This window comes from Pseudomonas sp. SC3(2021) (genome assembly GCF_019856535.1).
GTDB classification, from domain to species: domain Bacteria; phylum Pseudomonadota; class Gammaproteobacteria; order Pseudomonadales; family Pseudomonadaceae; genus Aquipseudomonas; species Aquipseudomonas monsensis.
This window is the reverse complement of sequence record NZ_CP082236.1, coordinates 1,683,466-1,709,142: the sequence shown is the minus strand read 5'-3', so window position 1 is coordinate 1,709,142 and position 25,677 is coordinate 1,683,466. Positions and strand designations below refer to the sequence as shown.

Sequence of the window (25,677 nt, the reverse complement as noted above, 5' to 3'; positions counted from 1 at the left end):
TGTTTGATCGCAAGAACTCATCCCTCCGCCGAATTTCGTTTAAGGGCTTCGGTGTCCTGTAGATAACTTCAGTGTTTAAAGATCTCGTCTCACTCCTCAGACGAGATCTTGAATGAGATAGCGATGAACCTCCTTCACGACGTTACGCGCAGTACGTGTCACCCCGATCAACGTCGCGGAAGCCAAGCCCGTCCAATCGCCATAGCCAACCAGCCAAAGCCGAGGTTCGATCATCTCCATTTTTCCAGACAACGCCGTCTGGCGTAAAAAACTCAAATGGTCGTACGGCTTTCAAAGTCGCTCGATGTAAGAGACGTGCGAAGGTTTTTGGATGGCTCGCGGTCGCAGTTGCTGTACCAACTCAACAGCTCGGGTACGCGGCACTCCTCTGTCGATCATGAGTTTTGCGGCGACCAACCCAGTACGTCCCGACCCACCTTTGCAATGAATCGCAATAGCCTGGTTTGCGTCCAGAAGCTTCGACAACGCTGGGAGAGCCTTCTGCCAGCGGGTCTCAAATTCAGCATCGGGAGCCTCATCATCCTCAATCGGTAGCTGGTACCACGCGAGCCCTGCCGCCTGGACTTCCTGACCTAACTCACCAACACCGTTGTGAGTGAGTTCGGCGTCGGACATCAGACTGACGATGGCACTGGCGCCCGCGTTTTTCAGAGTGCCGAGCGCTTGCTGGAGCGACTCATCCTGAGTGCCCGGACACGGGGTAAAGATGAGAGAGCCCGCACCGTCTGGCATTGCCAGGATCGAGAAAGGGTGAGACATGATGAGATCCTTAGATGGAGCGCTGATTCACTCGTTTCGACAGCTCTTCAGCCGACTCTTTGCGTTCCGAGTAACGGTCTACCAGGTAATCCTGACGGTCACGCACTAGCAGGGTGAACTTCATCAGTTCCTCCATCACGTCGACCAGGCGATCGTAGTAGGACGAAGGCTTCATCCGTCCATTCTCGTCGAACTCGGTAAACGCTTTGGGCACTGAAGACTGATTGGGGATCGTCACCATGCGCATCCAGCGACCCAGTACCCGCAATTGATTCACCACGTTGAAAGACTGAGAGCCGCCGCAAACCTGCATGACTGCCAAGGTTTTACCCTGGGTCGGACGTACCGCGCCCATCGCCAATGGCACCCAGTCGATCTGGGCTTTAAAGACGGCGCTCATCGATCCATGACGCTCTGGGGAACACCACACCTGTCCTTCCGACCACTGCATTAGCTCGCGGAGTTCCACGACTTTGGGGTGGGTATCCGGAGCATCATCAGGCAGTGGTAATCCTGACGGGTTGAAGATTCGTGTTTCCGCACCGAAGTGCTCCAGCAAACGCGCGGCTTCTTGGGTTACCAACCGGCTGAACGAACGCTCGCGGGTCGACCCGTAAATCAGAAGGATGCGCGGTTTATGCGTGGACGGCTCACGAGGAATGAGTCGCTCCATGCTTGGGATGTCGATGAGATCTGCTTCGATGTTTGGAAAATGGTCTTTCATAGTGACTCCTGGCTCCAGCCACACACGGCCTACAACGTGCCGATGCGGGCTAGCTCAGTTTTAAGGTCTTCTGTGCTCAACGTAGCGATAGGCAACGAAATGAAGGCGTTTACCCGCTCCTGGATTTTGCTCAGGGTTTGCTGGAATGCCGCCTCGATTTGCGCTTCAGATCCCGTAGCTTCGGAAGGATCTGCCAGCCCCCAGTGAGCCTTGAGCGCCGGGCCGAAGAAGATCGGGCAGGCTTCGCCGGCAGCCCGATCGCAGACCGTGATCACGATGTCTGGTGGCGATCCTTCAAAGGCATCGGATGCTTTACTGCTAAGGCCGTCAGTAGGGATTCCTGCTGCTTTGAGCGTTTGAATCGCTCGCGTGTTTACCCGGCCACTTGGGAAGCTTCCGGAACTGACGGCTTCCATTCCTTCAGGAGCAAGGTGATTGAACACCGCCTCGGACAAGATGCTCCGGCAGCTATTGTGGGTGCACATGAATAGGACTTTCATCGTGATCTCCTGGAATCAAAAGCTGAGGCGCAAAGCCAAGGCGCTCAGGGTGGCAATGAGGATTGGAAGCGTGAGCACCACACCGGTCTTGAAGTAGTAACCCCAACTGATGGTGATGTCCTTTTTAGCCAGCACGTGCAGCCAGAGCAGTGTGGCCAGGCTGCCGATAGGTGTGATTTTCGGACCAAGATCGCAGCCAATGATGTTCGCGTAGACCATGGCTTGATGAACTACGCCAGTCGCTTCCGTTGCATGGATCGAGAGCGCGCCGATGAGCACTGTTGGCATGTTGTTCATGATCGAAGAAAGTAAGGCGGTCAGGAGTCCTGTACCCAGCGATGCACCCCAAATGCCATATCCAGCGAAGACGTTAAGCAACTGAGCAATGTGGTCAGTCAGTCCGGCGTTCTTCAAGCCATACACCACCAGGTACATGCCCAGCGAGAAGATCACAACTTGCCACGGGGCGCCCTTGAGCACCTTGCTGGTGTTGATGGCGTGACCTTTGGCGGCGATGACGTAGAGCACCAGTGCGCAGGCGGCGGCGATGGCACTGATGGGGATACCCAGTGGCTCGACAACGAAGAAGCCGACCAGCAACGCGAGCAGCACCCACCATCCAGCCACGAAGGTTGCACGATCCCGGATCGCATCTTCAGGGGCATGCAGTTGTGCCAGGTCATAAGTCTTGGGCAAGTCTTTGCGGAAGAACCACAAGAGCATCCCCAGCGTTGCAGCGATGCTGACCAGGTTGACTGGCACCATGATTGCGGCGTACTCGCTGAAGCCAATGTTGAAGTAATCGGCCGAGACGATATTCACCAGGTTGGAGACCACCAGCGGCAGGCTTGCGGTGTCGGCAATGAATCCTGCGGCCATCACAAATGCCAGAGTTGCTGCGGGGGAAAAGCGCAGGGCCAGCAGCATGGCGATCACGATAGGAGTAAGGATCAGCGCTGCACCGTCATTGGCGAACAGCGCTGACACTGCGGCGCCCAACAAGATGATGAAGGCAAACAACTTGCGGCTGCTGCCACCTCCCCAGCGAGCGACATGCAACGCAGCCCACTCGAAGAAACCAGCCTCGTCGAGCAGCAGGCTGATGATGATCACAGCGATGAACGTCGCCGTGGCGTTCCACACGATATTCCATACCACCGGGATGTCGCCGAGACTGACCACCCCGCTCAGCAACGCGAGCATGGCACCCAATGAGGCACTCCAGCCAACACCCAGCCCTTTGGGCTGCCAGATGACCAGAACGATGGTGACGATGAAAATAAGTAGAGCGATTAGCATGCGAGCGGCTCGTTTCGAAAGGTTGGATCAGCCGCACACGGTCTGATTGACTGGACGATCGTTCATTCCACAAAGCCGCTTGGTTTCTGTGTCCAGCCACTGCTGGTTGGCATCAACGACACCCTTAAGCACTTCGGTGACCCATGTCGGCAGTTCGGGATGGAGTCGGTAGTAAACCCATTGGCCTTGGCGCCGATCCGCCAGTAACCCGGAGGATCTCAGCAGTGCGAGATGTCGAGATATTTTTGGTTGGCTCTGCTCAAGAGCGGCGGTCAGTTCGCATACACAGAGTTCTCCCTCGCGGGCGATGAGTAGCGTTATTTTGGTTCGAGTGTCATCTGCCAGGCTTTTGAACAAAACGGTAGGAGTGATTGGCTCGTTCATGAGGCCTCCAGGTGTTTGGTTTTCACCAATACAAATAATTTGATGCGTTCGTGGATATCGTGAAGGGCGTGTTTGAAGGCGTCCGGGTGGGAGCTGCTCGCTGGATCCTCAAAATCCCAGGCAAGCACTTCACCTGCCTTGGGTATCGCCAGACATTCACGCGCAGACTTGTCGCAGAGGGTGATCACGTAGTCGAAATGCTCGTCACGAAACTCTTCGAAGGACTTGCTACGCAGGCCTTGGGCGTTGATTCCGACGTGAGCCAGTTCGGCAATGGTTCGAGGATCAACGTGAGTCGGTTCGGTACCTGCACTGAACGCTTCGAAACGCGCGTCGCTGTGTCTAAGCAGTGCTTCAGCCAGCTGAGATCGAGCGGAGTTAGCAACGCAGATAAAAAGCACTTTGATGGCGGTGCTCATGGCCACACCTCACGCATATGGGAAATCGAATATATGGCAATTCGAATATGCGGTAAAGCGAATGTATCAGGAGACGCGCGCACTACCCTTCTGCGATTTCCACGAGAACCGCAGATTGGTTATTTCACCCGGAAACAGAACCGGGCAAGAATCGTTGAAAATCAGCGGAGGCGGCAGCTGCTTACCGCAGCGTCAGCAGCATTTGCTTGGTAAATACTCGTCACGGCGGAGGTCTTTCAGACCGCAGCGTTGTTCCGTGGCTTTGGCGAAACGACGAAGCATTTAACGGTCCTCTCTTCGAAGCGAAGTACGCGGACCTGACGCGACACCCTGACGGACAGGGGCAGCCCTCCAATCACGCTTCTTTACAGGGGCAGCAAGGAAAGACATGACTTATAAAGTGAGGGTTGCTACACCCGCTGATGCCTCTGCCATCCAGGCTATCTATGCACCGATGGTTTTGGATACCGTCATCTCGTTTGAGCTGACGCCACCTACTGTAGAAGAGATGGCAGCACGAATTGCCGCAACACTGCCTACGTATCCCTATCTGGTAGCCGAGGTGGAAGGCAACGTCGTTGGATACGCTTACGCAAGCCAGCATCGAGCGAGAGAAGCCTATCGTTGGTCGGTGGATGTCACCGTGTATGTCGACCCGACTGTGCACCGAAAAGGGGTTGGCCGTGCGCTTTATCAGCAGCTTCTACCAGTCCTGGAGAAACAGGGGTTTCATGCCGCCTATGCCGGTATCGCCTTGCCCAACGCGGGGAGCATCGGTCTCCATGAGGCGCTCGGGTTTACCCACATTGGCACTTACCCTGAGGTAGGGTTCAAGCACGGCCAATGGCATAGCGTGGGTTACTGGCGCAAACCACTCTGTGGGGTGACTCCGCCCATAGAGATCATCCCATTCAGCAAAATAGGGGATTAGGCTTGCTGCTCGGCAAATCGAGCAGCATCCGCCCTGGCTAAAGCGTGCTCACACTTTTACCTGTTGCCGAGCTTCCTGACGCACTTGCTCGCGAGCCTGCACCTGTTGGGCGATAGTCGCCTGAATCTCCGTGTAGAGCTGAGCACGTTCGTTGTCACGGTCAACAACAGTCACCAATGCGTAACGCTCCATATCGAGTACATCAGGGTGATTCCACTCCCTGTCCTATTGGAGGTTGTGGTCGCTTCCCCGGTGGGGAAGCAACCGTGACAACCTTTATTTATTGCAGATATCCGCTATCTCAACTGTGGATAACTTATTCCACGGTCACCGACTTCGCCAGGTTGCGCGGCTGGTCGACGTCCGTCCCTTTGAGCACGGCGACGTAGTACGACAGCAATTGCAGCGGGATGGTGTAGAGAATCGGCGAAAGGATGTCGTGGATGTGCGGCATCTGCACCACGTGGGTGCCTTCGCCGTTGGTCATCCCGGCCTTCTCGTCGGCGAACACGATCAGTTCGCCGCCACGGGCACGGACTTCCTGCAGGTTGGATTTGAGCTTCTCCAGCAGTTCGTTGTTCGGCGCCACGGTGACCACCGGCATGTCGTTATCCACCAGCGCCAGCGGGCCGTGTTTCAGTTCTCCGGCCGGATAGGCTTCGGCGTGAATGTAGGAGATTTCCTTGAGTTTCAGCGCACCTTCCATCGCCACCGGGAATTGCGCGCCACGGCCGAGGAACAGGGTGTGGTTCTTCTCGGCGAACAGTTCGGCGATTTTTTCCACCGTGCTGTCCATCGCCAGTGCTTCACCCAGGCGGGTAGGCAGGCGACGCAGTTCTTCCACCAGACGGGCTTCAACGCCCTTGGCCAGGGTGCCGCGCACCTGACCCAGCGACAGGGTCAGCAGCAACAGACCGACCAGTTGCGTGGTGAAGGCTTTGGTCGAGGCCACGCCGATTTCGCGGCCGGCCTGGGTCAGCAGAGTCAGGTCGGATTCACGCACCAGCGAACTGATGCCGACGTTGCAGATCGCCAGGCTGGCGAGGAACCCCAGCTCCTTGGCATTACGCAGCGCGGCCAGGGTGTCGGCGGTTTCGCCGGACTGCGAGATAGTGACGAACAGGGTGTTCGGCTGCACTACCACTTTGCGGTAACGGAATTCGCTGGCGACTTCGACCTGGCACGGAATCCCGGCCAGTTCTTCGAGCCAGTAACGGGCAACCATACCGGCGTGGTAGCTGGTGCCGCAGGCCACAATCTGCACGTTGCGCACTTTGGCGAACAGCTCGGCGGCTTGCGGGCCAAAGGCCTGTACCAGCACTTGATCATGGCTCAGGCGACCTTCGAGCGTGCGCTGGACCACCGTCGGTTGCTCGTGGATTTCCTTGAGCATGTAGTGGCGGAACTCACCCTTGTCGGCGGCCTCGGCACCGTCGCTGTACTGCACGGTCTGGCGCTCGACGGCAGTACCGTTTACATCCCAGATCTGCACGTTATCGCGGCGAATTTCGGCGATATCGCCTTCTTCCAGGTACATGAAACGGTCGGTGACCTGACGCAGCGCCAGTTGATCGGAGGCGAGGAAGTTCTCACCCAGCCCCAGGCCGATCACCAGCGGGCTGCCACTGCGCGCAGCGACCAGACGATCCGGTTGTTGTGCATTGATCACCGCCAGACCATAAGCGCCGTGCAGTTCCTTGACCGTGGCTTTGAGCGCGACGGTCAGGTCCGGTTGATCCTTGAGTTTGTGGCTGAGCAAATGCGCGATGACTTCGGTGTCAGTGTCCGAGGTGAATACATAACCCAGCGCTTTGAGTTGTTCACGCAGGGCTTCATGGTTCTCGATGATGCCGTTGTGCACCACCGCGATATCGCCGGAGAAATGTGGGTGAGCGTTACGTTCGCAGGGCGCACCGTGGGTGGCCCAGCGGGTGTGGGCGATGCCGAGGCGACCGACCAGCGGATGCTCGGCCAGTGCGGTTTCAAGCTCGCTGACTTTGCCCGGACGGCGCATCCGCTCAAGGCTTGCGTCATTGGTGTACACCGCCACACCAGCGCTGTCATAGCCGCGGTATTCGAGGCGCTTGAGACCTTCGAGCAGGATGGCGGTGATATTACGTTCAGCAACTGCGCCGACAATTCCACACATGCTTATTTCTCCTGACTGACAGCCGCGCAAATCACGGTGATACCGCGGGCCTGAATCTGATCGCGTGCATCGTTAGGCAGGCGATCATCGGTAATTAGGGTATGGACGCTGCTCCAGGGCAGCTCCAGATTGGGGATCTTGCGGCCGATCTTGTCGGCCTCGACCATCACGATGACTTCCCGCGCCACTTCCGCCATTACCCGGCTCAGCCCCAGCAGTTCATTGAAGGTCGTCGTGCCGCGTACCAGATCAATACCGTCGGCGCCGATGAACAACTGGTCGAAGTCGTAAGAGCGTAGTACCTGCTCGGCGACCTGACCCTGAAAGGACTCCGAATGCGGATCCCAGGTACCGCCGGTCATCAACAGCACCGGCTCGTGCTCGAGTTCACTCAGGGCGTTGGCAACGTGGAGGGAATTGGTCATGACCACCAGACCCGGCTGCTGGCCGAGTTCGGGGATCATCGCGGCGGTGGTACTGCCGCTGTCGATGATGATGCGTGCGTGTTCGCGAATACGCTTGACCGCCGCCCGGGCAATCGCCTGTTTGTATTTGGAAACGCTTTGGGCAGTTTCTGCCACCAGCTCTTGCGGCATGGTGATCGCCCCGCCGTAACGACGAAGCAACAAGCCGTGGCTCTCCAGTGCAGCCAGATCCTTGCGAATCGTAACTTCTGAGGTTTCGAAGCGCTTGGCCAATTCGTCCACACTGACTTCGCCCTGCTCGTTGAGCAAGGCGAGGATGTTGTGACGGCGCTGGGGCGTGTTGCGTTTCGACATGGCGATATAAGTTTCGATTCGAAAGATAACGGAAGCAATCAAAACCTATCGGACCTGAATCGTCAAGCAGGCACTCAATAAATATTCTGTGGATAAAAGCATTGCGGGCAAGCCCGCTCCCACCTGGATTCGCTGTGTTTGAAGATCTGTCCTTCAACACGAATCCTGTGGGAGCGGGCTTGCCCGCGATGGCACTCGAACGGCCTGTGTATAACTCAGCTTTTCTTGATCTTCTCCGGCCGCTTCCAGCCGTCGATGTTCCTCTGGCGAGCACGACCCACCGCCAACTGCGTGTTATCCACATTTTGGGTAATCGTCGAACCGGCAGCAGTGGTTGCACCGTCAGAGATATCCACAGGCGCGACCAACGAGTTATTGGAGCCGATGAACACATCGGCACCCAACACGGTTTTCCACTTGTTGGCGCCGTCGTAATTGCAGGTGATGGTGCCGGCGCCGATGTTGGTGCGTGCACCGATTTCGGCATCACCCAGATAGGTCAGGTGACCGGCCTTGGCGCCCTCGCCCATGTGGGCATTTTTCAGTTCGACAAAGTTACCCACATGCGCGCGCGCTTCGAGCACAGTGCCTGGACGCAGACGTGCAAACGGTCCGGCATCACTGCCCTCGCCCATAACAGCACCTTCGATATGACTATTGGCCTTGATCACCACGCCTTTGCGCAGGGTGCTGTCCTTGATCACGCAGTTCGGGCCGATCACCACATCGTCTTCGATGACAACGTTGCCTTCGAGGATCACGTTGATGTCGATCAGCACGTCGCGACCGACGGTCACTTCGCCACGCACATCAAAGCGCGCCGGGTCGCGCAGCGTCACGCCTTGCGCCATCAACCGACGGCCAGCGCGCAACTGGTAATGACGCTCCAGCTCGGCCAGTTGCCTGCGGTCGTTGGCGCCCTGCACTTCCATCGGGTCGTGCGGTTGTTCGGTGGCCACGACCAGACCATCGCTGACCGCCATTTCGATCACGTCGGTCAGGTAATACTCGCCCTGGGCATTGTTGTTCGACAGTCGAGTCATCCAGTCGGCCAGACGGTTGGCCGGCACGGCGAGGATGCCGGTGTTGCCTTCAGTGATCGCGCGCTGCGCTTCGCTGGCATCCTTGTGCTCAACGATGGCCGCCACCTTGCCGTCGGCGTCCCGCACGATACGGCCGTAACCGGTCGGGTCATCCAGTTCGACGGTGAGCAAGCCCATCTGTCCAGGCACGACGTGCTTGAGCAGACGTTGCAGGGTTTCGACTTCGATCAGCGGCACGTCGCCGTACAGAATCAGCACCGTATCCGCGCTGATGAACGGCACCGCCTGCGCGGTGGCATGACCGGTACCCAGTTGCTTGTCCTGCAGGACAAAATTCAGATCGTCGGCGGCCAGACGCTCACGGACCACATCGGCACCATGGCCGATGACCACATGGATGCGCTGTGGATCGAGTTGCCGGGCGCTGTGGATAACATGCCCCAGCATGGAGTTGCCGGCAATCGGGTGCAGCACCTTCGGCAGCGCCGAACGCATGCGGGTGCCTTGACCGGCCGCGAGGATAACGATTTCGAGAGACATGACTGGCTACCAATCCTGGGTGGTCAGCAACTGCGACCGGGTTCTGGGAATTCGGAAAAGAAAAAAGGGTAGCCGAGGCTACCCTTTTTTATCAATCGCACAACAAGCGGCTGACGGATTAACCGCCAAACTTCTTGCGGATCTGCTGGACGGTGCGCAGCTGAGCTGCAGCCTCGGCCAGACGTGCGGACGCAGCTCCGTAATCGAAATCTGCGCTCTTCTCGTGCAGAGCAGCCTCGGCAGCCTTGAGAGCTGCTTGAGCCTGAGCTTCATCCAGGTCGGCGGCACGTTGCACGGTATCGGCAAGCACCTTGACCATGTTCGGCTGAACCTCGAGGAAACCACCGGAGATGTAGAACACCTCGGCTTCCCCGCCTTGCTTGATCAGGCGGATCGGACCTGGCTTCAGATTAGTGATCAGCGGCGCGTGACCCAGAGCGATACCAAGATCACCCAGTGCACCGTGCGCAATCACCATCTCGACCAGGCCGGAAAAGATTTCCCCTTCCGCGCTGACGATATCGCAATGGACTGTCATAGCCATCTGATTGCCTCAACCTAAATTAGCGCCCGTTGCCGGGCGCCGGGATTACAGTTTCTTGGCTTTCTCGATCGCTTCTTCGATGCCGCCAACCATGTAGAACGCTTGTTCTGGCAGGTGGTCGTAGTCACCGTTGAGGATGCCTTTGAAGCCAGCAATGGTGTCTTTCAGGGAAACGTATTTACCCGATGCACCGGTGAAGACTTCAGCCACGAAGAACGGCTGCGACAAGAAGCGCTGGATCTTACGAGCACGGTTTACCAACTGCTTGTCGGCTTCCGACAGCTCGTCCATACCCAGGATCGCGATGATGTCCTTCAGCTCTTTGTAACGTTGCAGAACGTACTGAACGCCGCGAGCGGTGTCGTAGTGGTCCTGGCCGATTACGTTCGGGTCCAGCTGGCGCGAAGTCGAATCCAGTGGATCTACCGCTGGGTAGATACCCAGGGAAGCGATGTCACGGGACAGAACGACGGTGGCGTCCAAGTGGGCGAAGGTGGTCGCTGGCGACGGGTCGGTCAAGTCGTCCGCAGGTACGTATACCGCTTGGATCGAGGTGATCGAACCTTCCTTGGTCGAAGTGATACGTTCTTGCAGAACGCCCATCTCTTCAGCCAGGGTCGGCTGGTAACCTACTGCCGAAGGCATACGGCCCAGCAGTGCGGATACTTCGGTACCGGCCAGGGTGTAACGATAGATGTTGTCGACGAACAGCAGAACGTCGTTACCTTCGTCACGGAACTTCTCGGCCATGGTCAGGCCGGTCAGAGCTACGCGCAGACGGTTTCCCGGCGGCTCGTTCATCTGACCGTAAACCAGTGCCACTTTATCCAGAACGTTGGAGTCCTTCATCTCGTGGTAGAAGTCGTTACCCTCACGAGTACGCTCACCCACACCGGCGAACACGGAATAACCGCTGTGCTCGATGGCGATGTTACGGATCAGTTCCATCATGTTTACGGTTTTGCCTACACCGGCACCACCGAACAGACCGACTTTACCGCCTTTGGCGAACGGGCAAACCAGGTCGATAACCTTGATGCCGGTTTCCAGCAGGTCGTTGCCGCCTGCTTGCTCAGCGAACGAAGGTGCTGCGCGGTGAATGCCCCAGCGCTCTTCGGTGTCGATCGGGCCAGCTTCGTCGATCGGGTTGCCGAGGACGTCCATGATCCGGCCCAGGGTCGCTTTACCGACCGGTACGGAGATGGCTGCGCCAGAGTCGGTAACTTCCAGACCGCGCTTCAAGCCCTCGGTGGAACCCATCGCAATGGTGCGAACCACGCCGTCGCCCAGCTGCTGCTGAACTTCCAGAGTGGTTGCGGCCGCGCTTTGTACAGTCAGCGCGTTGTAGATGCTCGGTACGCTGTCGCGTGGAAATTCCACGTCGATAACGGCGCCGATGATTTGAACGATACGTCCGCTACTCATAGCTGGATCCTCTGAATATTTGAACCGTTAAACCGCGGCAGCGCCGCCGACGATTTCCGAGATCTCTTGGGTGATCGCAGCCTGACGCGCCTTGTTGTAGATCAGCTGCAAATCGCTGATCAAATCACCGGCGTTGTCGGTAGCGTTCTTCATCGCGATCATCCGCGCAGCTTGTTCAGCCGCGTTGTTCTCGACCACCGCCTGGTAGACCTGCGACTCAACGTAGCGGACCATCAAGCCGTCAAGCAGCTCTTTGGCATCCGGTTCGTAGAGATAGTCCCAGTGGTGCTTGAGATCCTGATCCGGGGTAGCCACCAGTGGAATCAACTGCTCCACGGTAGGCTGCTGCGTCATGGTGTTGATGAACTTGTTGGATACCACGGACAGGCGGTCAATACGGCCGTCCAGGTAGGCATCCAGCATCACCTTGACGCTGCCGATCAGATCATTGATCGACGGCTCTTCACCCAGGTGGCTGATAGCTGCAACGACGTTACCGCCGAAGTTGCGGAAAAAGGCCGCACCCTTGCTACCAACGACACACAGATCAATCTCGACGCCGTTTTCGCGGTTTACCGCCATGTCCTTGACCAGGGCCTTGAACAGGTTGGTGTTCAAGCCGCCGCACAAACCACGGTCACTGCTCACAACGACATAACCGACACGCTTGATGGCGCGGTCGATCATGAACGGGTGGCGGTATTCCGGGTTGGCGTTGGCCAGATGCCCAATTACCTGGCGGATACGTTCCGCATAAGGACGGCTAGCAGCCATGCGCATTTGTGCCTTGCGCATTTTGCTGACCGCCACTTTTTCCATGGCGCTGGTAATCTTTTGCGTGCTTTTGATGCTCGCAATCTTACTGCGAATCTCTTTTGCGCCTGCCATGTAACACCTATCAGGTTAGCAAGCGGGAGCCTCGCGGCTCCCGCTGCGGCTTACCAGGTTTGGGTGGCCTTGAACTTCTCGATACCGGCTTTCATGCCAGCGTCGATTTCGTCATTGAAGTCACCTTTAACGTTGATCTTCGCCATCAAATCGGCGTGATCGCGGTTGAAGAAAGCAATCAGCGCTTGTTCGAAGCTGCCGATCTTGGCGATTTCAACGTCAGTCAGGAACCCACGCTCAGCGGCATACAGCGACAGCGCCATGTCAGCGATCGACATTGGTGCGTATTGCTTCTGCTTCATCAGCTCGGTAACGCGCTGACCATGCTCAAGTTGCTTGCGGGTCGCTTCGTCCAGGTCAGAAGCGAACTGGGCGAATGCCGCCAGTTCACGGTACTGAGCCAGAGCGGTACGGATACCACCGGACAGCTTCTTGATGATCTTGGTCTGAGCGGCACCACCCACACGGGATACCGAAACACCGGCGTTCACTGCAGGGCGGATGCCCGAGTTGAACATGGCCGATTCCAGGAAGATCTGACCGTCGGTGATGGAAATCACGTTGGTCGGAACGAACGCGGAAACGTCGCCAGCCTGGGTTTCGATGATCGGCAGTGCGGTCAGGGAACCGGTTTTGCCGGTCACTGCGCCGTTGGTGAACTTCTCTACGTATTCTTCCGAAACGCGGGATGCGCGCTCCAGCAGACGGGAGTGGAGATAGAACACGTCGCCTGGGTAAGCTTCACGGCCTGGTGGACGGCGCAGCAGCAGGGAAATCTGGCGGTAAGCCACTGCTTGCTTGGACAGATCGTCATAAACGATCAGCGCGTCTTCACCGCGGTCGCGGAAGAATTCACCCATGGTGCAACCGGAGTACGGTGCCAGGAATTGCAGCGCAGGAGATTCCGAAGCACTGGCAGCCACGATGATCGTGTTGGCCAGGGCGCCGTTTTCTTCCAGCTTGCGAACCACGTTGGCGATGGTCGATTGTTTCTGACCGATGGCTACGTAGACGCAGAAAATGCCGCTGTCTTTCTGGTTGATGATCGCGTCGATCGCCAGAGCGGTTTTACCGATCTGACGGTCACCGATGATCAGCTCACGCTGGCCACGGCCGACAGGGATCATGGCATCGACAGCCTTGTAGCCAGTCTGTACAGGCTGGTCTACCGACTTACGCCAGATCACGCCCGGAGCAACTTTCTCGACCGCGTCGGTCAAGGTGTTGCCCAGTGGACCTTTGCCGTCAACAGGGTTACCCAGTGCGTCGACTACGCGACCCAGCAGTTCCTTACCAACCGGAACTTCGAGGATGCGGCCGGTGCACTTGGCGCTCATGCCTTCAGCCAGAGACTGGTAAGCGCCCAGTACAACGGCACCTACGGAGTCTTGCTCCAGGTTGAGGGCCATACCGTAGACGCCGCCCGGAAACTCGATCATCTCGCCGTACATGACGTCGGCCAGACCGTGAATCCGCACGATACCGTCAGATACGCTGACGACAGTGCCTTCGTTACGGGCTTGGGAGGTCACATCGAGCTTGTCGATGCGGCCCTTGATAATTTCACTTATTTCGGAAGGATTGAGTTGCTGCATTGCTCTGCTGCCCCTTCAAACTCAAGATTTCAATGCTTCGGCAAGTTTCGCGATTTTGCCGCGAATCGAGCCATCGATAACCAGGTCGCCGGCGCGGATAACGACACCACCTATAAGGGCAGCATCCTCCGCAACTTGCAGGCGCACTTCCCGGTTGAGTCGTGCACTGAGAACCTTGGCGAGTTTGTCTTGCTGTTCTTGGTTCAATGCAAAAGCACTGGTCACTTCAACGTCTACCGACTTCTCTTGTTCGGCCTTGTACAGGTCGAAAAGAGCGGCAATCTCCGGCAGAAGCGGGAGACGGTCGTTTTCGGCAACGACATTGATGAAGTTCTGTGCCTTGGCATCAAACTTGTCGCCGCACACGTCAATAAACGTGGCGGCCTTTTCTGCGCTCGTCAGTCGCGGGGCCTTGAGCACGCGCTGCATGGTGTCGTCTTGCGACACCGCTGCAGCCAGGCCGAGCATGGCTGACCAATTGGCCAGTTGCTGGTGGGCCTGAGCGTGCTCGAAGGCCGCCTTAGCGTAAGGTCGGGCCAACGTGGTCAGTTCTGCCATGATCGCCCTCGCTTAGATTTCAGCAGCCAGTTGGTTAACCAGCTCTGCGTGCGCGTTTTGATCGATTGTGGCACCCAGGATCTTCTCGGCGCCGCCGACAGCCAGCAAGCCCACTTGGGCGCGCAGCTTGTCTTTGACACTGTTCAGTTCCTGTTCGATCTCGGCTTGAGCCTGAACCTTCACACGGTCAGCGTCGACACGGGCCTTTTCAACGGCCTCTTCGACAATCTGGTTACCGCGTTTCTTGGCTTGCTCGATGATTTCAGCTGCCTGAGCTTTCGCTTCGCGCAGTTGCTGACCCGCCTTTTCTTGGGCCAACTCCAGGTCGCGAGCTGCACGGCTGGCAGCGTCCAGACCATCAGCGATCTTCTTTTGACGTTCGTGCAGAGCTGCGATGACCGGAGGCCATACGAACTTCATGCAGAACAGTACAAAAATCAGGAACGCAACGGACTGGCCAATCAGGGTCGCATTAATGTTCACGCCAACACCTCGCAGTTACGTTGTCCATCACACCAAATCACTCGGAAAATCCGAATGATTAGCCAGCGATTTGACCAACGAACGGGTTCGCAAAGGTGAAGAACAGAGCGATACCAACACCGATCATGGTTACGGCGTCGAGCAGACCGGCAACGATGAACATTTTAACTTGCAGCATTGGAACCATTTCTGGCTGACGCGCTGCGCCTTCCAGGAACTTGCCGCCCAGCAGGCCGAAACCAATTGCGGTACCCAGTGCGCCCAGGCCGATCAACAGTGCAACAGCGATAGCGGTTAGACCAACTACAGTTTCCATCTTTCCTCCCGACTTTTACGTCGTATGGTTTAGGTTTTTTAGATTAAAGCGGTAAAACAAATCGTTTCAGGTGCCCTGTGAAGAGCCCCTTCCCGTTTGACCGGGAAGGACATCAGACTAGTCGAGACTGGTCTTAATGGTTTTCTTCGTGCGCCATCGACAGGTAGACGATGGTCAGCATCATGAAGATGAACGCCTGCAGCGTGATGATCAGGATGTGGAACACCGCCCACGCCCACTGCAGAACAACGCCCAGGCCGCTCAGCCAGAGCAGGCCGCTGCCGAACATCACAGCGATCAGAATGAACACCAGCTCGCCGGCATACATGTTGCCGAACAGACGCAGAGCCAGAGAGATCGGCTTGGCGATCAGGGTCACGAATTCCAGCAGGAAGTTCACCGGGATCAGCAGAGCCTGAACGAAGATGTTCTTGCTACCGAACGGGTGCAGGGTCAGCTCGCCGATGAAGCCGCCGAGGCCCTTGACCTTGATGCTGTAGAAAATGATCAGGGCGAAAACCGAGAAGGCCATGCCCAGGGTCGCGTTCGGGTCGGTGGTCGACACGGCGCGGAACGGGATGTGGTGGTCGCCGGAGATCAGGATGGCCAGCTGAGGAATCCAGTCGACCGGTACCAGGTCGACGGCGTTCATCAGGAACACCCAGACGAAGATGGTCAGTGCCAGCGGTGCGATCACCGGGCTACGGCCATGGAAGCTGTCTTTCACGCTGCCATCGACGAATTCGACCAATACTTCAACGAAGTTCTGCAAAGCACCTGGCTGACCCGAAGTCGCTTTCTTTGCCGCCATGCGGAAAAGAAGAACGAAGATCAGACCCAGCGCGACCGACCAGCCGAGGGTATCGACGTGGAAAGCCCAGAAGCCCATTTCCTTGGCTTCTGCTGCGGTATGGGCAAAGCCCCAGCCGCCGTTAGGTAGCTGACCGAAGGTCAGGTTCTGCAAGTGGTGCTGGATATAGCCCGAAGCGGTTGTTTCTGCCATGGTTGCCTCAAACGCCCTAAGGTCTCGAAAGTCTTGTTCTCATCAGCAGGGGAGCGAACCAGCTGACCGACTGAGTCAGCACGAACGCGCCGAATACTGCGATCGGCGCCAATGGCTTCACACCTGCAAACACCAGTGCAAAGAGCACTGCCGTCAAAATCAGTTTGCCTGCCTCGCCGGCATAAAAAGACCGGACGATGGACTGGGCTGCTCGGGCGCCGGAAAACCGAAATGCCCTGTGAGCGAAATAAACATTGGGCAGCAAGGCTATCAGGCCTCCGCAAAGTCCCGAGTATCCGGCAACGACTCCGTGCCATTGCCAGAGCGCCAAAGCGGCAATCAGCAAAACGACAAACTGAGCCATCAACACCGGAAAAACCGCCAGGCGATGGAACGGCAGGCGGTTTGGCTTGCGGGTTTCCATCACGATTGCTCTCCAATGGTCGGCTGCCGAAATTCAATAACTTGGCATAATTTGTGCCGACAAAATGCGCGCAGAGTATAGGGGCGGTTCTGCCCCTATTCAACTGTCAGGTAGTGATTTCCGACTGCGCGCTACATGAGGAAATGTTTCAGCGGATGTGTGCGAGCACACCTTGGAGCTCATCGAGGGAGTTATAACCGATGACCAGCTGACCTTTTCCCTTCTTTCCGTGGCGAATCTGCACCGCAGAGCCTAGGCGCTCGGCCAGACGCTGCTCGAGGCGGGCGATATCCGGGTCGGGTTTGGCTGCTTCCACCGGCTCCGGTTTACCACTCAGCCACTGGCGAACCAGTGCCTCGGTTTGGCGCACGGTCAGGCCGCGTGCGACAACATGTCGCGCCCCCTCGACCTGCTGATTGTCCGGCAGACCGAGCAATGCACGAGCGTGGCCCATTTCCAGGTCGCCGTGGGACAGCATGGTCTTGATCACTTCCGGCAGTGCAATAAGCCGCAACAGGTTAGCCACAGTGACGCGGGACTTACCCACAGCCTCGGCGACTTGCTGCTGAGTGAGCTGGAATTCCTGCTGCAGGCGCTGCAGGGCGACCGCTTCCTCGATCGGGTTGAGGTCTTCACGCTGGATGTTTTCGATCAGCGCAATGGCGATCGCGGTTTCATCCGGCACATCGCGGACCATGGCCGGGATGGTTTCCTGCCCGGCCTGCTGGCTGGCACGCCAGCGGCGCTCACCGGCGATGATCTCAAAGCGGCCACCGCCAATCGGGCGCACCACGATCGGCTGCATGACGCCTTGTGCCTTGATCGACGACGCCAGTTCTTCCAGCGCCTGCGGGTCCATGTCCCGACGTGGCTGGTATTTGCCGCGCTGGAGCAAGTCCAGCGGCAAGTGTTGCAACTCACGGGTATCGGCCTGCGCCGCTTGTTCTTCCAGCGCGCTGACGGTCGGACCACTCAGCAGTGCATCCAGTCCACGTCCGAGACCTCGTTTCTTGACGGCCATGGGGATTCCTTAAGTTGGCTGGGCAGCGGCGATGCGTGAATTTTTGCGCTGACGACGAACCATCTCGCCGGCCAGGGCCAGGTAGGCCAGGGCGCCGCGCGATTGCTTGTCGTAGGCCAGCGCCGGCATGCCGTAGCTCGGCGCTTCGGCCAGGCGAATGTTGCGCGGGATCACCGTGTCGTAGAGCTGCTCGCCGAAGTGTTCCTTGAGCTGCGCCGACACATCGTTCATCAGGCTCAGGCGCGGGTCGTACATGGTCCGCAGCAGGCCCTCGACTTTCAGGTTCGGGTTCAGCAGTTCAGCGATGCGCTTGATGTTATCCACAAGGTCGCTCAAACCCTCGAGCGCAAAGTACTCGCACTGCATGGGGATAATCACCCCATCGGCGGCAACCAGTGCGTTCAGCGTGAGCATCGACAGCGACGGCGGACAGTCGATCAGAATGTAATCGTAGTTTTCGCGGATCGGCGCCAGCGCGCTGCGCAGACGGCTTTCCTTCATCTGCATTTCCAGCAGCACTACTTCGGCCGCCGTCAAATCACGGTTGGCCGGCAGCAGTTGATAACCGCCGTGCTCGGAATAGTGCATGGCCTGGGCCAGATCGCATTCGCCGATCAGCAGGTCGTAGACCGAGTTTTCCAGGCCATGTTTATCCACACCGCTACCCATGGTGGCGTTGCCCTGTGGATCGAGATCGATCAACAGCACCCGGCGCTTGGTGGCGACCAGGGATGCTGCGAGGTTGATACAGGTGGTGGTCTTGCCCACACCACCCTTCTGGTTCGCTATCGCGAATACCTTAGCCATTCTTGCTTGTGTTCCCAATCATGCCGTGCGGCGCAGTATCAGCAGATGGCGTTGGCCTTGGCAACCGGGTACGGCCAGGGCGTGTTCGCTATCGAGTTTGAAGTCTGCCGGCAATGCTACCAGCTCATCGGCCGGATGAACGCCCTTCATTGCCAGCCAGCGTGTATCGGCATCGCCGAGGTGGCGAGTCCAGTTGGTGAAGTTTTCCATGCTGCTGAACGCCCGGGAAATGATCCCGTTGAACGGCTGCGCAGGCTGGAACGCTTCGACGCGACTGTGGATAACTTGCAGGTTATCCAGTTTGAGTTCGAGTTTGACCTGGGTCAGGAAGCGGGTTTTCTTGCCGTTGCTGTCCAGACAGGTGACTTGCGCGTCCGGGTACAGGATCGCCAACGGAATCCCCGGCATGCCGCCGCCGCTGCCGACGTCAAGCCAGCGGCCGTTTTCGATGAACGACATCACGCTCAGACTATCGAGCAAGTGCCGCGAAACCATTTCGTCCGGGTCGCGCACGGCAGTCAGGTTGTAGGCCTGGTTCCATTTGATCAACAGGGCCAGATAACCCAACAGCAATTCGTGCTGGGTTTCAGTGAGATTGACACCGAGCGCGCGGGCTCCTGTGGATAACTCTTCGGCGTGTTGCGAAGTGACCTTAGAACTCAAGCGCTTTGCTCCAACTGACGGCCCGCGCCGCGTTTTTTCAAATGAATCATCAACAGCGAAATCGCTGCCGGGGTCACGCCCGGAATCCGCGAAGCCTGACCGAGCGTCTCCGGACGCGTCGCACCCAGCTTGCTCTGGATCTCCTTGGAGAGACCGGAAATGTTGGTGTAGTCGATATCCACAGGCAGTTTCGTGTCTTCGCTGGCGCGCAGACGGGCGATTTCGTCCTGTTGACGGTCAATGTAACCGGCGTATTTGGTCTTGATCTCAACCTGCTCGGCGACCTGTGGATCTTCGGCACCGTTGCCAGTCACTTCGACCAGACCAGCGTAGTCGATTTCCGGACGACTCAAGAGGTTGAGCAAGTTGTATTCGTGAGTCAGCGGCGTGCCGAATTTTTCGGCAATCGCATCGCCCTGCTGCGTGCCCGGGCGTACCCAGGTGCTTTTCAGGCGCTGCTCTTCGAGTTCGATGCTTTCGCGTTTCTTGCAGAAGGCCGCCCAGCGCGCGTCATCGACCAAGCCGAGCTCGCGACCTTTTTCGGTCAGACGCAGGTCGGCGTTGTCCTCACGCAGAATCAGACGGTATTCGGCACGGGACGTGAACATACGGTACGGCTCTTGGGTACCGAGGGTGATCAGGTCGTCGACCAACACGCCGATGTACGCTTCATCGCGACGCGGACACCAGGCTTCTTTGCCCTGCGCACGCAATGCAGCGTTGGCGCCAGCGAGCAGACCTTGTGCACCGGCCTCTTCGTAGCCGGTGGTGCCGTTGATCTGCCCGGCGAAGAACAGACCGCCAATGACTTTGGTTTCCAGGCTGTACTTCAGGTCTCGCGGATCGAAGTAGTCGTACTCGATCGCATAACCCGGACGCACGATGTGCGCGTTCTCCATGCCGCGGATCGATTGCACGATCTGCAATTGCACGTCGAACGGCAAGCTTGTGGATATCCCGTTCGGATACAGCTCATGGGTGGTCAGACCTTCCGGTTCGATGAACACCTGATGGCTTTCCTTGTCGGCAAAGCGGTGAATCTTGTCTTCGATCGACGGGCAGTAACGCGGGCCGATGCCTTCAATCTCGCCGGCAGCCGAATACATCGGCGAACGGTCGAGGTTCGCCGCGATGATTTCGTGGGTACGGGCGTTGGTGTGGGTAATCCAGCAACTGACCTGACGCGGATGCTGTTCCTTGTTGCCCATGAACGACATCACCGGGATCGGTGTATCACCCGGTTGCTCGGTCATCACCGAGAAATCCACAGATTTGCCATCAATACGCGGCGGCGTACCGGTTTTCAGCCGCCCGACTCGCAAGGGCAGTTCACGCAGACGATGGGCCAGGGCAATCGACGGCGGATCACCGGCGCGACCGCCGGAAAAATTCTGCAAACCGATGTGGATAAGTCCACCGAGGAAAGTACCGGTGGTCAACACCACGGAATCGGCGAAGAACCGCAGACCCATTTGCGTGACAACACCACGCACTTGTTCCTGCTCGACGATCAGGTCGTCAGCAGCCTGTTGAAATATCCACAGGTTCGGCTGGTTTTCCAGGATCTCGCGGACAGCGGCCTTGTAAAGAATCCGGTCAGCCTGTGCACGGGTTGCACGCACGGCCGGGCCTTTACGGCTGTTCAACACGCGAAACTGGATGCCGCCCAGGTCGGTCGCCATGGCCATCGCGCCGCCAAGGGCGTCGATTTCCTTGACCAGATGGCTTTTGCCGATGCCACCGATGGCCGGGTTGCAGCTCATGGCACCGAGGGTTTCCACGTTATGCGTCAGCAACAGGGTTTTTGCCCCCATACGTGCTGAGGCCAGTGCTGCCTCGGTACCGGCATGACCGCCGCCGATGACGATCACTTCAAAACGGGAAGGGAAATCCACCACGCACCTCGTGCCTGCTTAATTAGGTCATTCAGGAATAGTTTGAGATCAGGTTTCTGGACCTGGTCGACAAGTATAGGGACTTCGCCCTTCCTAAAGAACCCTTTGCACAAAATTTAACCAGCTGTGGAGAACTCGAAGTTAAAAGAATAAAAAAGAGAGAAATTTATAAAACCTTTGTTTTTATGTTTATTCTTACTGCCCATCCTTTCTGTGGATAGATCTCTACAGGCCTTTATTTTCAATATGTACAGCGATTCAAAACTCTGTGGTCATGTGCCCATGAGGCCCTTGGATAACCGGTGTAAGCCTGTGGATGAATGAGGTTGTTATCCACAGGGCGGGTTATATCCAGTTTTGAGGCCCTGTTATCAACTGACCTCAGTGGCAGTTATTCACAGGGCTTAATCCACAGAAATCTGATGAACGAGGAGACAGCGGGCAGCGGAAAACCGCTCAGGGCGGAAAAATCTGCCCGGCACTCGTGGAAGGAATTTAAAAAGGAGGGAAGCAGACAGGTCGCGAACGGACCTGTCTGTGAATCGCAGGAGGGTTATTTGCCGATGCAGAAGCTGGAGAAGATCCTTCCAAGCAAATCATCCGAGCTGAATGCCCCGGTGATTTCACCCAGAGCGTGCTGTGCCTGACGCAAATCTTCAGCCAACAGTTCACCGGCCCCGGCCAGAGTCAATTGTGCGCGACCGTGTTCCAGCGCTGCACTGGCGTGGCGCAGCGCTTCCAGATGCCGGCGGCGTGCGCTGAAACTGCTTTCCGAGGTCTGTTCGTAGCCCATGCAGGCTTTGAGGTGTTCGCGCAGCAATTCCAGCCCCTCACCCGCCGATTTGGCGCTGAGGCTGATGGTGACGTGGCCATCCTCGCTGACTTCCAGGGCAATCGCTTCACCCGTCAGGTCCGCCTTGTTGCGGATCAGGGTCACTTTCGCCGGATCGGGCCGGGTTTCGAGGAATTCCGGCCACAGGGCAAACGGATCTGCTGCTTCCGGCGCTGTCGCATCGACGACCAACAACACTCGATCGGCTTCTGTGATGGCCTTGAGCGCACGTTCCACGCCGATCTTTTCCACCTGATCGTCCGTATCGCGCAGACCAGCGGTATCCACCACATGCAACGGCATGCCGTCGATGTGGATATGTTCGCGCAGAATGTCCCGCGTGGTGCCGGCGATCTCGGTGACGATCGCAGCTTCACGCCCCGCCAAAGCATTCAACAGGCTGGACTTGCCGGCATTCGGTCGGCCGGCGATCACTACGGTCATGCCATCGCGCAGCAATGCGCCCTGCCCGGCTTCGCGCAGCACTGTGGATAATTCATCGCGTACCTTGTCGAGCATGCTCAGCACATGGCCATCGGCAAGGAAGTCGATTTCTTCTTCCGGAAAGTCGATGGCCGCTTCGACATAGATTCGCAGGCTGATCAACTGCTCGGTCAGGTTATGCACACGCTGGGAAAATGCTCCTTGCAAGGAACGCAGGGCATTGCGTGCTGCCTGTGCAGAACTCGCCTCGATCAGGTCGGCAATCGCTTCGGCCTGGGCCAGGTCGAGTTTGTCATTGAGGAATGCTCGCTCACTGAATTCGCCCGGGCGAGCCAGACGGCAGCCCAGTTCCAGGCAACGCTTGAGCAACATGTCGAGAACGATCGGGCCACCGTGGCCCTGCAGTTCCAGCACGTCTTCGCCGGTGAACGAGTTCGGGCCGGGAAAATACAGCGCCAGGCCTTCATCGAGCACCTGTTGGTCGTCACTGAAAAACGGCCCGTAATGGGCATAACGCGGTTTCAGTTCTCGGCCGCTGATGGCTTTCGCTGCAACACTGGCCAACGGCCCGGAAATACGGACGATGCCCACACCGCCACGACCTTGAGCGGTGGCGACAGCGGCGATGGTTTCACGAGGTGTGCTCATAAACCGGAATCCAGACAAAAGTGGCAGATAGCAAAACGCCCCACTAGGGGGCGTTTTGAGTGGTGTTATCCACAGTGCAAGTTACGCCTCGGCTTTTTTCGTCGCCGCTTCGATCTTACGCGTGATGTACCACTGTTGTGCAATCGACAGGCAGTTGTTCACAACCCAGTACAGCACCAAGCCTGCAGGGAACCACAGGAAGAAGAAGGTGAAGATGATTGGCATCATTTTCATGACCTTCGCCTGCATCGGATCCGGCGGAGTCGGGTTCAGCTGCTGCTGGATGAACATGGTTGCACCCATGATGATCGGCAGAATGAAGAACGGATCCTTGATCGACAGGTCAGTGATCCACAGCATGAACGGCGCCTGACGCATTTCCACGCTTTCCAGCAGAACCCAGTACAGCGAAAGGAAAACCGGCATCTGCACGAGGATCGGCAAGCAGCCGCCCAGTGGATTGATCTTCTCTTTCTTGTACAGCTCCATCATGGCTTGCGACATTTTCTGCCGGTCATCGCCATGTTGCTCTTTCAGAGCGGCCAGTTTCGGCGCAACGGCACGCATGCGCGCCATCGACTTGTAGCTGGCAGCCGACAGAGGGAAGAACAGACCCTTGATCAGCATGGTCAGGAAGATGATCGACCAGCCCCAGTTACCGACAATGGCGTGGATGTGTTGCAGCAGCCAGAAGATTGGCTGGGCAATGAACCACAGAATGCCGTAGTCAACGGTCAGTTCCAGACCTGGGGACAACTCTTTCAACACCGCCTGGCTTTTCGGACCGGCGTACAGCACAGCGCTGGTTTCAACTTTGGCACCCGGAGCAGCGGTCAGTGTAGGACCGGTGTAACCGATGATGTAGTTGCCTTTGCTGTCTTTACGGGTCTGGACGATGTTGTTTTCGCCCTTGGCCGGAATCCAGGCTGTCACGAAGTAATGTTGCAGCCAGGCGACCCAGCCACCGGTGACGGTTTCTTTCAGCTGTGCCTTGTCCATGTCCTTCATGGACACTTTCTTGTACGGCTCCGAACTTGTCCACAGGGCAGCGCCCAGGTAAGTCGCGGTGCCAGTAGCGGTTGTGGACGAAGGATCAGCGCTGTTATCGCGCTTCAGCTGGGCAAACATTGCGCCGCTCCAGGGCTGTGCGCTCTGGTTATCCACAATGTAGGAAACGGCTACGTCATACAGGCCGCGTTTCAGGGTGAAACGCTTGATGTAGTTGACGCCGTCCTTGCTGAATTTCAGGTCGACGACCAGTTGGTCCTGACCGTCAGCCAGTTGATAAGTCTTCTTCTCCGAGGAGTAAACCGGACGACCGGCAGGATTTGCATCCGGGCCGTTGGTACCGATCAGACCGCTTTGTGCCAGATAAACACGTTCGCCGCCGTTATCGAACAGCTGGAACGGCACATCAGGACGATCCTGACGACGTGGATACAGAGGCAAGGTCAGTTGAGCAACGTCACCACCCTGTGGATCGATCGCCAGATCGAGCACGTCGGTTTTGATCTGGATCAGATCCTTGCTGGCGGCTACCGGAGTTTCGGCAGGTGCGCTGGTATCGCTAGCGGCGCGCGGAATGTCGTCACTGGCGGCAGTGTTATTGCCAGTGGCGGTGTCCGGCAAACCGGATGTAGTCGTACTGGAAGCAACATTCTGAGTCGGCAGGGCAGCCTGGCCATAGTCCTGGTTCCATTTAAGAACCATAACGTAGGACACGATTGCCAGGGCGACGATCAGGATCGTGCGTTTGATATCCATGATTACTCGGCCATCGAAGAAGAACGGGAGGTAGGGATAGGTGGAACCGGGTCATAACCACCGGGATTCCACGGATGACAGCGACCTAAACGACGAAAGGTCAGCCAGCCACCGCGCAGAAGGCCATGATTTTCGATGGCTTCTAACGCGTAGCAGGAACAACTGGGGTAGAAACGACAGTGGTCGGCCATCAGGGGACTAATGGCGTAGCGGTAAAACTGGATCGGAACGAGGGCCAGTTTACGCATCTGGACTGTCTACCCCTACAGTTTCGGTTTTGACTGCCGGAACCGGCTTGTTACGAGCCAGACGCTTCCAGAGTTTGCCGAAATGCTGAATCAATTCGGGGTTTTCTACATCACCCAAACCTTTGCGCGCGACGATAACGATGTCCCAGCCAACCAGTGAATCCTGGTGCAGACGGAACGATTCGCGCATCAGACGTTTGAGGCGATTGCGCTCAACGGAGAGCTTTACGCTCTTTTTCCCGATAACCAGCCCAAGACGGGGGTGATCAAGATCGTTGTTGCGTGCAAGGAGCAGGAGATTTTTCCCCGGAACCTTGCCGGTAGGGGAGTCAAAGACTGCCTTGAAATGCCGGGGAGTAAGCAAACGCTTTTCCCGACTGAAGTCCTGACTCACCTCCAGTGCCGGATTATCAAACTGCCAGACGCGCACGACCTTTGGCGCGACGACGCGACAGGACGGCACGACCGTTCTTGGTAGCCATGCGAGCACGGAAACCGTGGGTACGAGCGCGTTTGATAGTGCTTGGTTGGAAAGTACGTTTCATGTCGTGTTACCTGGTTCGTCCACAAC

General features: G+C 57.4%; 29 protein-coding genes. 1 reads left to right on the top strand and 28 read right to left on the bottom strand.

Features of this window, described 5'->3' with window-relative positions; translation table 11 throughout:
* Positions 1-291: 291 nt before the first annotated feature.
* From K5Y35_RS07495 to K5Y35_RS07470, 6 genes are all read right to left on the bottom strand, one after another.
* Positions 292-780 carry a cyclin-dependent kinase inhibitor 3 family protein gene (locus tag K5Y35_RS07495; protein WP_222833994.1) on the bottom strand — a complete coding sequence of 163 codons (489 nt, stop codon included), beginning with the start codon at positions 778-780 and terminating at the stop codon, positions 292-294.
* 10 nt (positions 781-790) lie between these two features.
* Positions 791-1,453 carry an arsenical resistance protein ArsH gene (arsH, locus tag K5Y35_RS07490; RefSeq protein WP_410055923.1) on the bottom strand — a complete coding sequence of 221 codons (663 nt, stop codon included), beginning with the start codon at positions 1,451-1,453 and terminating at the stop codon, positions 791-793.
* An 80-nt stretch (positions 1,454-1,533) separates the two neighbouring features.
* A complete protein-coding gene (locus K5Y35_RS07485; protein WP_099456559.1) occupies positions 1,534-2,004 on the bottom strand; it encodes an arsenate reductase ArsC in 471 nt (156 codons plus the stop codon).
* Positions 2,005-2,019: 15 nt separating this feature from the next.
* Positions 2,020-3,303 carry an arsenic transporter gene (locus K5Y35_RS07480; protein ID WP_222833992.1) on the bottom strand — a complete coding sequence of 428 codons (1,284 nt, stop codon included), beginning with the start codon at positions 3,301-3,303 and terminating at the stop codon, positions 2,020-2,022.
* A 27-nt stretch (positions 3,304-3,330) separates the two neighbouring features.
* Positions 3,331-3,687 carry a metalloregulator ArsR/SmtB family transcription factor gene (locus K5Y35_RS07475; RefSeq protein WP_123470081.1) on the bottom strand — a complete coding sequence of 119 codons (357 nt, stop codon included), beginning with the start codon at positions 3,685-3,687 and terminating at the stop codon, positions 3,331-3,333.
* Positions 3,684-4,106, bottom strand: a complete 423-nt coding sequence (locus tag K5Y35_RS07470) for an arsenate reductase ArsC (RefSeq protein WP_222833991.1) — start codon at positions 4,104-4,106, stop codon at positions 3,684-3,686. The genes K5Y35_RS07475 and K5Y35_RS07470 overlap by 4 nt, the downstream gene beginning before the upstream one ends.
* A gap of 388 nt (positions 4,107-4,494) precedes the next feature.
* Between K5Y35_RS07470 and K5Y35_RS07465 the strand changes: the two genes are divergently transcribed.
* Positions 4,495-5,037, top strand: coding sequence for an arsinothricin resistance N-acetyltransferase ArsN1 family B (locus K5Y35_RS07465; protein WP_222833990.1), 543 nt, complete (start codon positions 4,495-4,497; stop codon positions 5,035-5,037).
* A gap of 48 nt (positions 5,038-5,085) precedes the next feature.
* Here K5Y35_RS07465 and K5Y35_RS27810 read toward each other — a convergent pair whose 3' ends face one another.
* The 22 genes from K5Y35_RS27810 to rpmH all read right to left on the bottom strand — a co-directional run bounded on the left by K5Y35_RS27810 (position 5,086) and on the right by rpmH (position 25,651).
* Complete coding sequence (locus K5Y35_RS27810; protein WP_261991304.1) at positions 5,086-5,211, bottom strand: hypothetical protein; 126 nt, start codon at positions 5,209-5,211, stop codon at positions 5,086-5,088.
* Positions 5,212-5,353: 142 nt separating this feature from the next.
* Entirely contained in the window at positions 5,354-7,186 is a 1,833-nt protein-coding gene (gene glmS, locus K5Y35_RS07460; RefSeq protein ID WP_123470086.1) for a glutamine--fructose-6-phosphate transaminase (isomerizing), read from the bottom strand.
* 2 nt (positions 7,187-7,188) lie between these two features.
* A complete protein-coding gene (locus K5Y35_RS07455; protein WP_123470087.1) occupies positions 7,189-7,965 on the bottom strand; it encodes a DeoR/GlpR family DNA-binding transcription regulator in 777 nt (258 codons plus the stop codon).
* A gap of 215 nt (positions 7,966-8,180) precedes the next feature.
* Entirely contained in the window at positions 8,181-9,548 is a 1,368-nt protein-coding gene (gene glmU, locus K5Y35_RS07450; protein WP_222833989.1) for a bifunctional UDP-N-acetylglucosamine diphosphorylase/glucosamine-1-phosphate N-acetyltransferase GlmU, read from the bottom strand.
* Between the two features lie 118 nt (positions 9,549-9,666).
* On the bottom strand, positions 9,667-10,092 hold the full coding sequence (locus tag K5Y35_RS07445) for a F0F1 ATP synthase subunit epsilon (RefSeq protein WP_007954164.1): 426 nt from the start codon (positions 10,090-10,092) through the stop codon (positions 9,667-9,669).
* A 45-nt stretch (positions 10,093-10,137) separates the two neighbouring features.
* Positions 10,138-11,517, bottom strand: coding sequence for a F0F1 ATP synthase subunit beta (gene atpD / locus K5Y35_RS07440; protein WP_016772406.1), 1,380 nt, complete (start codon positions 11,515-11,517; stop codon positions 10,138-10,140).
* Positions 11,518-11,544: 27 nt separating this feature from the next.
* Positions 11,545-12,405, bottom strand: coding sequence for a F0F1 ATP synthase subunit gamma (gene atpG, locus K5Y35_RS07435; RefSeq protein ID WP_008084419.1), 861 nt, complete (start codon positions 12,403-12,405; stop codon positions 11,545-11,547).
* A gap of 50 nt (positions 12,406-12,455) precedes the next feature.
* Positions 12,456-14,000 (bottom strand): F0F1 ATP synthase subunit alpha, encoded by a 1,545-nt coding sequence (gene atpA, locus K5Y35_RS07430; RefSeq protein WP_123470091.1) that lies wholly within the window; start codon positions 13,998-14,000, stop codon positions 12,456-12,458.
* A gap of 21 nt (positions 14,001-14,021) precedes the next feature.
* Positions 14,022-14,558, bottom strand: a complete 537-nt coding sequence (locus K5Y35_RS07425) for a F0F1 ATP synthase subunit delta (RefSeq protein ID WP_007911956.1) — start codon at positions 14,556-14,558, stop codon at positions 14,022-14,024.
* A 12-nt stretch (positions 14,559-14,570) separates the two neighbouring features.
* On the bottom strand, positions 14,571-15,041 hold the full coding sequence (locus K5Y35_RS07420) for a F0F1 ATP synthase subunit B (RefSeq protein ID WP_007954149.1): 471 nt from the start codon (positions 15,039-15,041) through the stop codon (positions 14,571-14,573).
* Positions 15,042-15,099: 58 nt separating this feature from the next.
* Complete coding sequence (gene atpE / locus K5Y35_RS07415; protein WP_003097235.1) at positions 15,100-15,357, bottom strand: F0F1 ATP synthase subunit C; 258 nt, start codon at positions 15,355-15,357, stop codon at positions 15,100-15,102.
* 133 nt (positions 15,358-15,490) lie between these two features.
* A complete protein-coding gene (atpB, locus tag K5Y35_RS07410) occupies positions 15,491-16,360 on the bottom strand; it encodes a F0F1 ATP synthase subunit A (protein ID WP_007954148.1) in 870 nt (289 codons plus the stop codon).
* Positions 16,361-16,376: 16 nt separating this feature from the next.
* Positions 16,377-16,784 (bottom strand): F0F1 ATP synthase subunit I, encoded by a 408-nt coding sequence (locus K5Y35_RS07405; protein WP_123470093.1) that lies wholly within the window; start codon positions 16,782-16,784, stop codon positions 16,377-16,379.
* Positions 16,785-16,932: 148 nt separating this feature from the next.
* Positions 16,933-17,805 (bottom strand): ParB/RepB/Spo0J family partition protein, encoded by an 873-nt coding sequence (locus tag K5Y35_RS07400; protein WP_041073587.1) that lies wholly within the window; start codon positions 17,803-17,805, stop codon positions 16,933-16,935.
* 9 nt (positions 17,806-17,814) lie between these two features.
* Positions 17,815-18,612 (bottom strand): ParA family protein, encoded by a 798-nt coding sequence (locus K5Y35_RS07395; RefSeq protein ID WP_003229787.1) that lies wholly within the window; start codon positions 18,610-18,612, stop codon positions 17,815-17,817.
* Positions 18,613-18,630: 18 nt separating this feature from the next.
* Positions 18,631-19,275, bottom strand: coding sequence for a 16S rRNA (guanine(527)-N(7))-methyltransferase RsmG (gene rsmG / locus K5Y35_RS07390; protein ID WP_122842119.1), 645 nt, complete (start codon positions 19,273-19,275; stop codon positions 18,631-18,633).
* Positions 19,272-21,170, bottom strand: coding sequence for a tRNA uridine-5-carboxymethylaminomethyl(34) synthesis enzyme MnmG (gene mnmG, locus K5Y35_RS07385; RefSeq protein ID WP_123470094.1), 1,899 nt, complete (start codon positions 21,168-21,170; stop codon positions 19,272-19,274). The genes rsmG and mnmG overlap by 4 nt, the downstream gene beginning before the upstream one ends.
* Before the next feature lie 553 nt (positions 21,171-21,723).
* A complete protein-coding gene (gene mnmE, locus K5Y35_RS07380) occupies positions 21,724-23,094 on the bottom strand; it encodes a tRNA uridine-5-carboxymethylaminomethyl(34) synthesis GTPase MnmE (RefSeq protein ID WP_123470096.1) in 1,371 nt (456 codons plus the stop codon).
* An 81-nt stretch (positions 23,095-23,175) separates the two neighbouring features.
* Entirely contained in the window at positions 23,176-24,858 is a 1,683-nt protein-coding gene (gene yidC, locus K5Y35_RS07375) for a membrane protein insertase YidC (protein WP_123470098.1), read from the bottom strand.
* A 2-nt stretch (positions 24,859-24,860) separates the two neighbouring features.
* Complete coding sequence (gene yidD, locus K5Y35_RS07370) at positions 24,861-25,106, bottom strand: membrane protein insertion efficiency factor YidD (RefSeq protein WP_010565858.1); 246 nt, start codon at positions 25,104-25,106, stop codon at positions 24,861-24,863.
* Complete coding sequence (gene rnpA / locus K5Y35_RS07365; protein ID WP_011336726.1) at positions 25,099-25,500, bottom strand: ribonuclease P protein component; 402 nt, start codon at positions 25,498-25,500, stop codon at positions 25,099-25,101. The genes yidD and rnpA overlap by 8 nt, the downstream gene beginning before the upstream one ends.
* A 16-nt stretch (positions 25,501-25,516) precedes the next feature.
* Entirely contained in the window at positions 25,517-25,651 is a 135-nt protein-coding gene (rpmH, locus tag K5Y35_RS07360) for a 50S ribosomal protein L34 (RefSeq protein ID WP_003213577.1), read from the bottom strand.
* Positions 25,652-25,677 lie beyond the last annotated feature (26 nt).

What these genes read in the sequence shown, in the direction of transcription:
- K5Y35_RS07495 (WP_222833994.1), bottom strand. Translation starts at nt 780, where the DNA reads ATGTCTCACCCTTTCTCGATCCTGGCAATGCCAGACGGTGCGGGCTCT.
- arsH (WP_410055923.1), bottom strand. Translation starts at nt 1,453, where the DNA reads ATGGAGCGACTCATTCCTCGTGAGCCGTCCACGCATAAACCGCGCATC.
- K5Y35_RS07485 (WP_099456559.1), bottom strand. Translation starts at nt 2,004, where the DNA reads ATGAAAGTCCTATTCATGTGCACCCACAATAGCTGCCGGAGCATCTTG.
- K5Y35_RS07480 (WP_222833992.1), bottom strand. Translation starts at nt 3,303, where the DNA reads ATGCTAATCGCTCTACTTATTTTCATCGTCACCATCGTTCTGGTCATC.
- K5Y35_RS07475 (WP_123470081.1), bottom strand. Translation starts at nt 3,687, where the DNA reads ATGAACGAGCCAATCACTCCTACCGTTTTGTTCAAAAGCCTGGCAGAT.
- K5Y35_RS07470 (WP_222833991.1), bottom strand. Translation starts at nt 4,106, where the DNA reads ATGAGCACCGCCATCAAAGTGCTTTTTATCTGCGTTGCTAACTCCGCT.
- K5Y35_RS07465 (WP_222833990.1), top strand. Translation starts at nt 4,495, where the DNA reads ATGACTTATAAAGTGAGGGTTGCTACACCCGCTGATGCCTCTGCCATC.
- glmS (WP_123470086.1), bottom strand. Translation starts at nt 7,186, where the DNA reads ATGTGTGGAATTGTCGGCGCAGTTGCTGAACGTAATATCACCGCCATC.
- K5Y35_RS07455 (WP_123470087.1), bottom strand. Translation starts at nt 7,965, where the DNA reads ATGTCGAAACGCAACACGCCCCAGCGCCGTCACAACATCCTCGCCTTG.
- glmU (WP_222833989.1), bottom strand. Translation starts at nt 9,548, where the DNA reads ATGTCTCTCGAAATCGTTATCCTCGCGGCCGGTCAAGGCACCCGCATG.
- K5Y35_RS07445 (WP_007954164.1), bottom strand. Translation starts at nt 10,092, where the DNA reads ATGGCTATGACAGTCCATTGCGATATCGTCAGCGCGGAAGGGGAAATC.
- atpD (WP_016772406.1), bottom strand. Translation starts at nt 11,517, where the DNA reads ATGAGTAGCGGACGTATCGTTCAAATCATCGGCGCCGTTATCGACGTG.
- atpG (WP_008084419.1), bottom strand. Translation starts at nt 12,405, where the DNA reads ATGGCAGGCGCAAAAGAGATTCGCAGTAAGATTGCGAGCATCAAAAGC.
- atpA (WP_123470091.1), bottom strand. Translation starts at nt 14,000, where the DNA reads ATGCAGCAACTCAATCCTTCCGAAATAAGTGAAATTATCAAGGGCCGC.
- K5Y35_RS07425 (WP_007911956.1), bottom strand. Translation starts at nt 14,558, where the DNA reads ATGGCAGAACTGACCACGTTGGCCCGACCTTACGCTAAGGCGGCCTTC.
- atpE (WP_003097235.1), bottom strand. Translation starts at nt 15,357, where the DNA reads ATGGAAACTGTAGTTGGTCTAACCGCTATCGCTGTTGCACTGTTGATC.
- atpB (WP_007954148.1), bottom strand. Translation starts at nt 16,360, where the DNA reads ATGGCAGAAACAACCGCTTCGGGCTATATCCAGCACCACTTGCAGAAC.
- K5Y35_RS07405 (WP_123470093.1), bottom strand. Translation starts at nt 16,784, where the DNA reads ATGGAAACCCGCAAGCCAAACCGCCTGCCGTTCCATCGCCTGGCGGTT.
- K5Y35_RS07400 (WP_041073587.1), bottom strand. Translation starts at nt 17,805, where the DNA reads ATGGCCGTCAAGAAACGAGGTCTCGGACGTGGACTGGATGCACTGCTG.
- K5Y35_RS07395 (WP_003229787.1), bottom strand. Translation starts at nt 18,612, where the DNA reads ATGGCTAAGGTATTCGCGATAGCGAACCAGAAGGGTGGTGTGGGCAAG.
- mnmE (WP_123470096.1), bottom strand. Translation starts at nt 23,094, where the DNA reads ATGAGCACACCTCGTGAAACCATCGCCGCTGTCGCCACCGCTCAAGGT.
- yidC (WP_123470098.1), bottom strand. Translation starts at nt 24,858, where the DNA reads ATGGATATCAAACGCACGATCCTGATCGTCGCCCTGGCAATCGTGTCC.
- yidD (WP_010565858.1), bottom strand. Translation starts at nt 25,106, where the DNA reads ATGCGTAAACTGGCCCTCGTTCCGATCCAGTTTTACCGCTACGCCATT.
- rpmH (WP_003213577.1), bottom strand. Translation starts at nt 25,651, where the DNA reads ATGAAACGTACTTTCCAACCAAGCACTATCAAACGCGCTCGTACCCAC.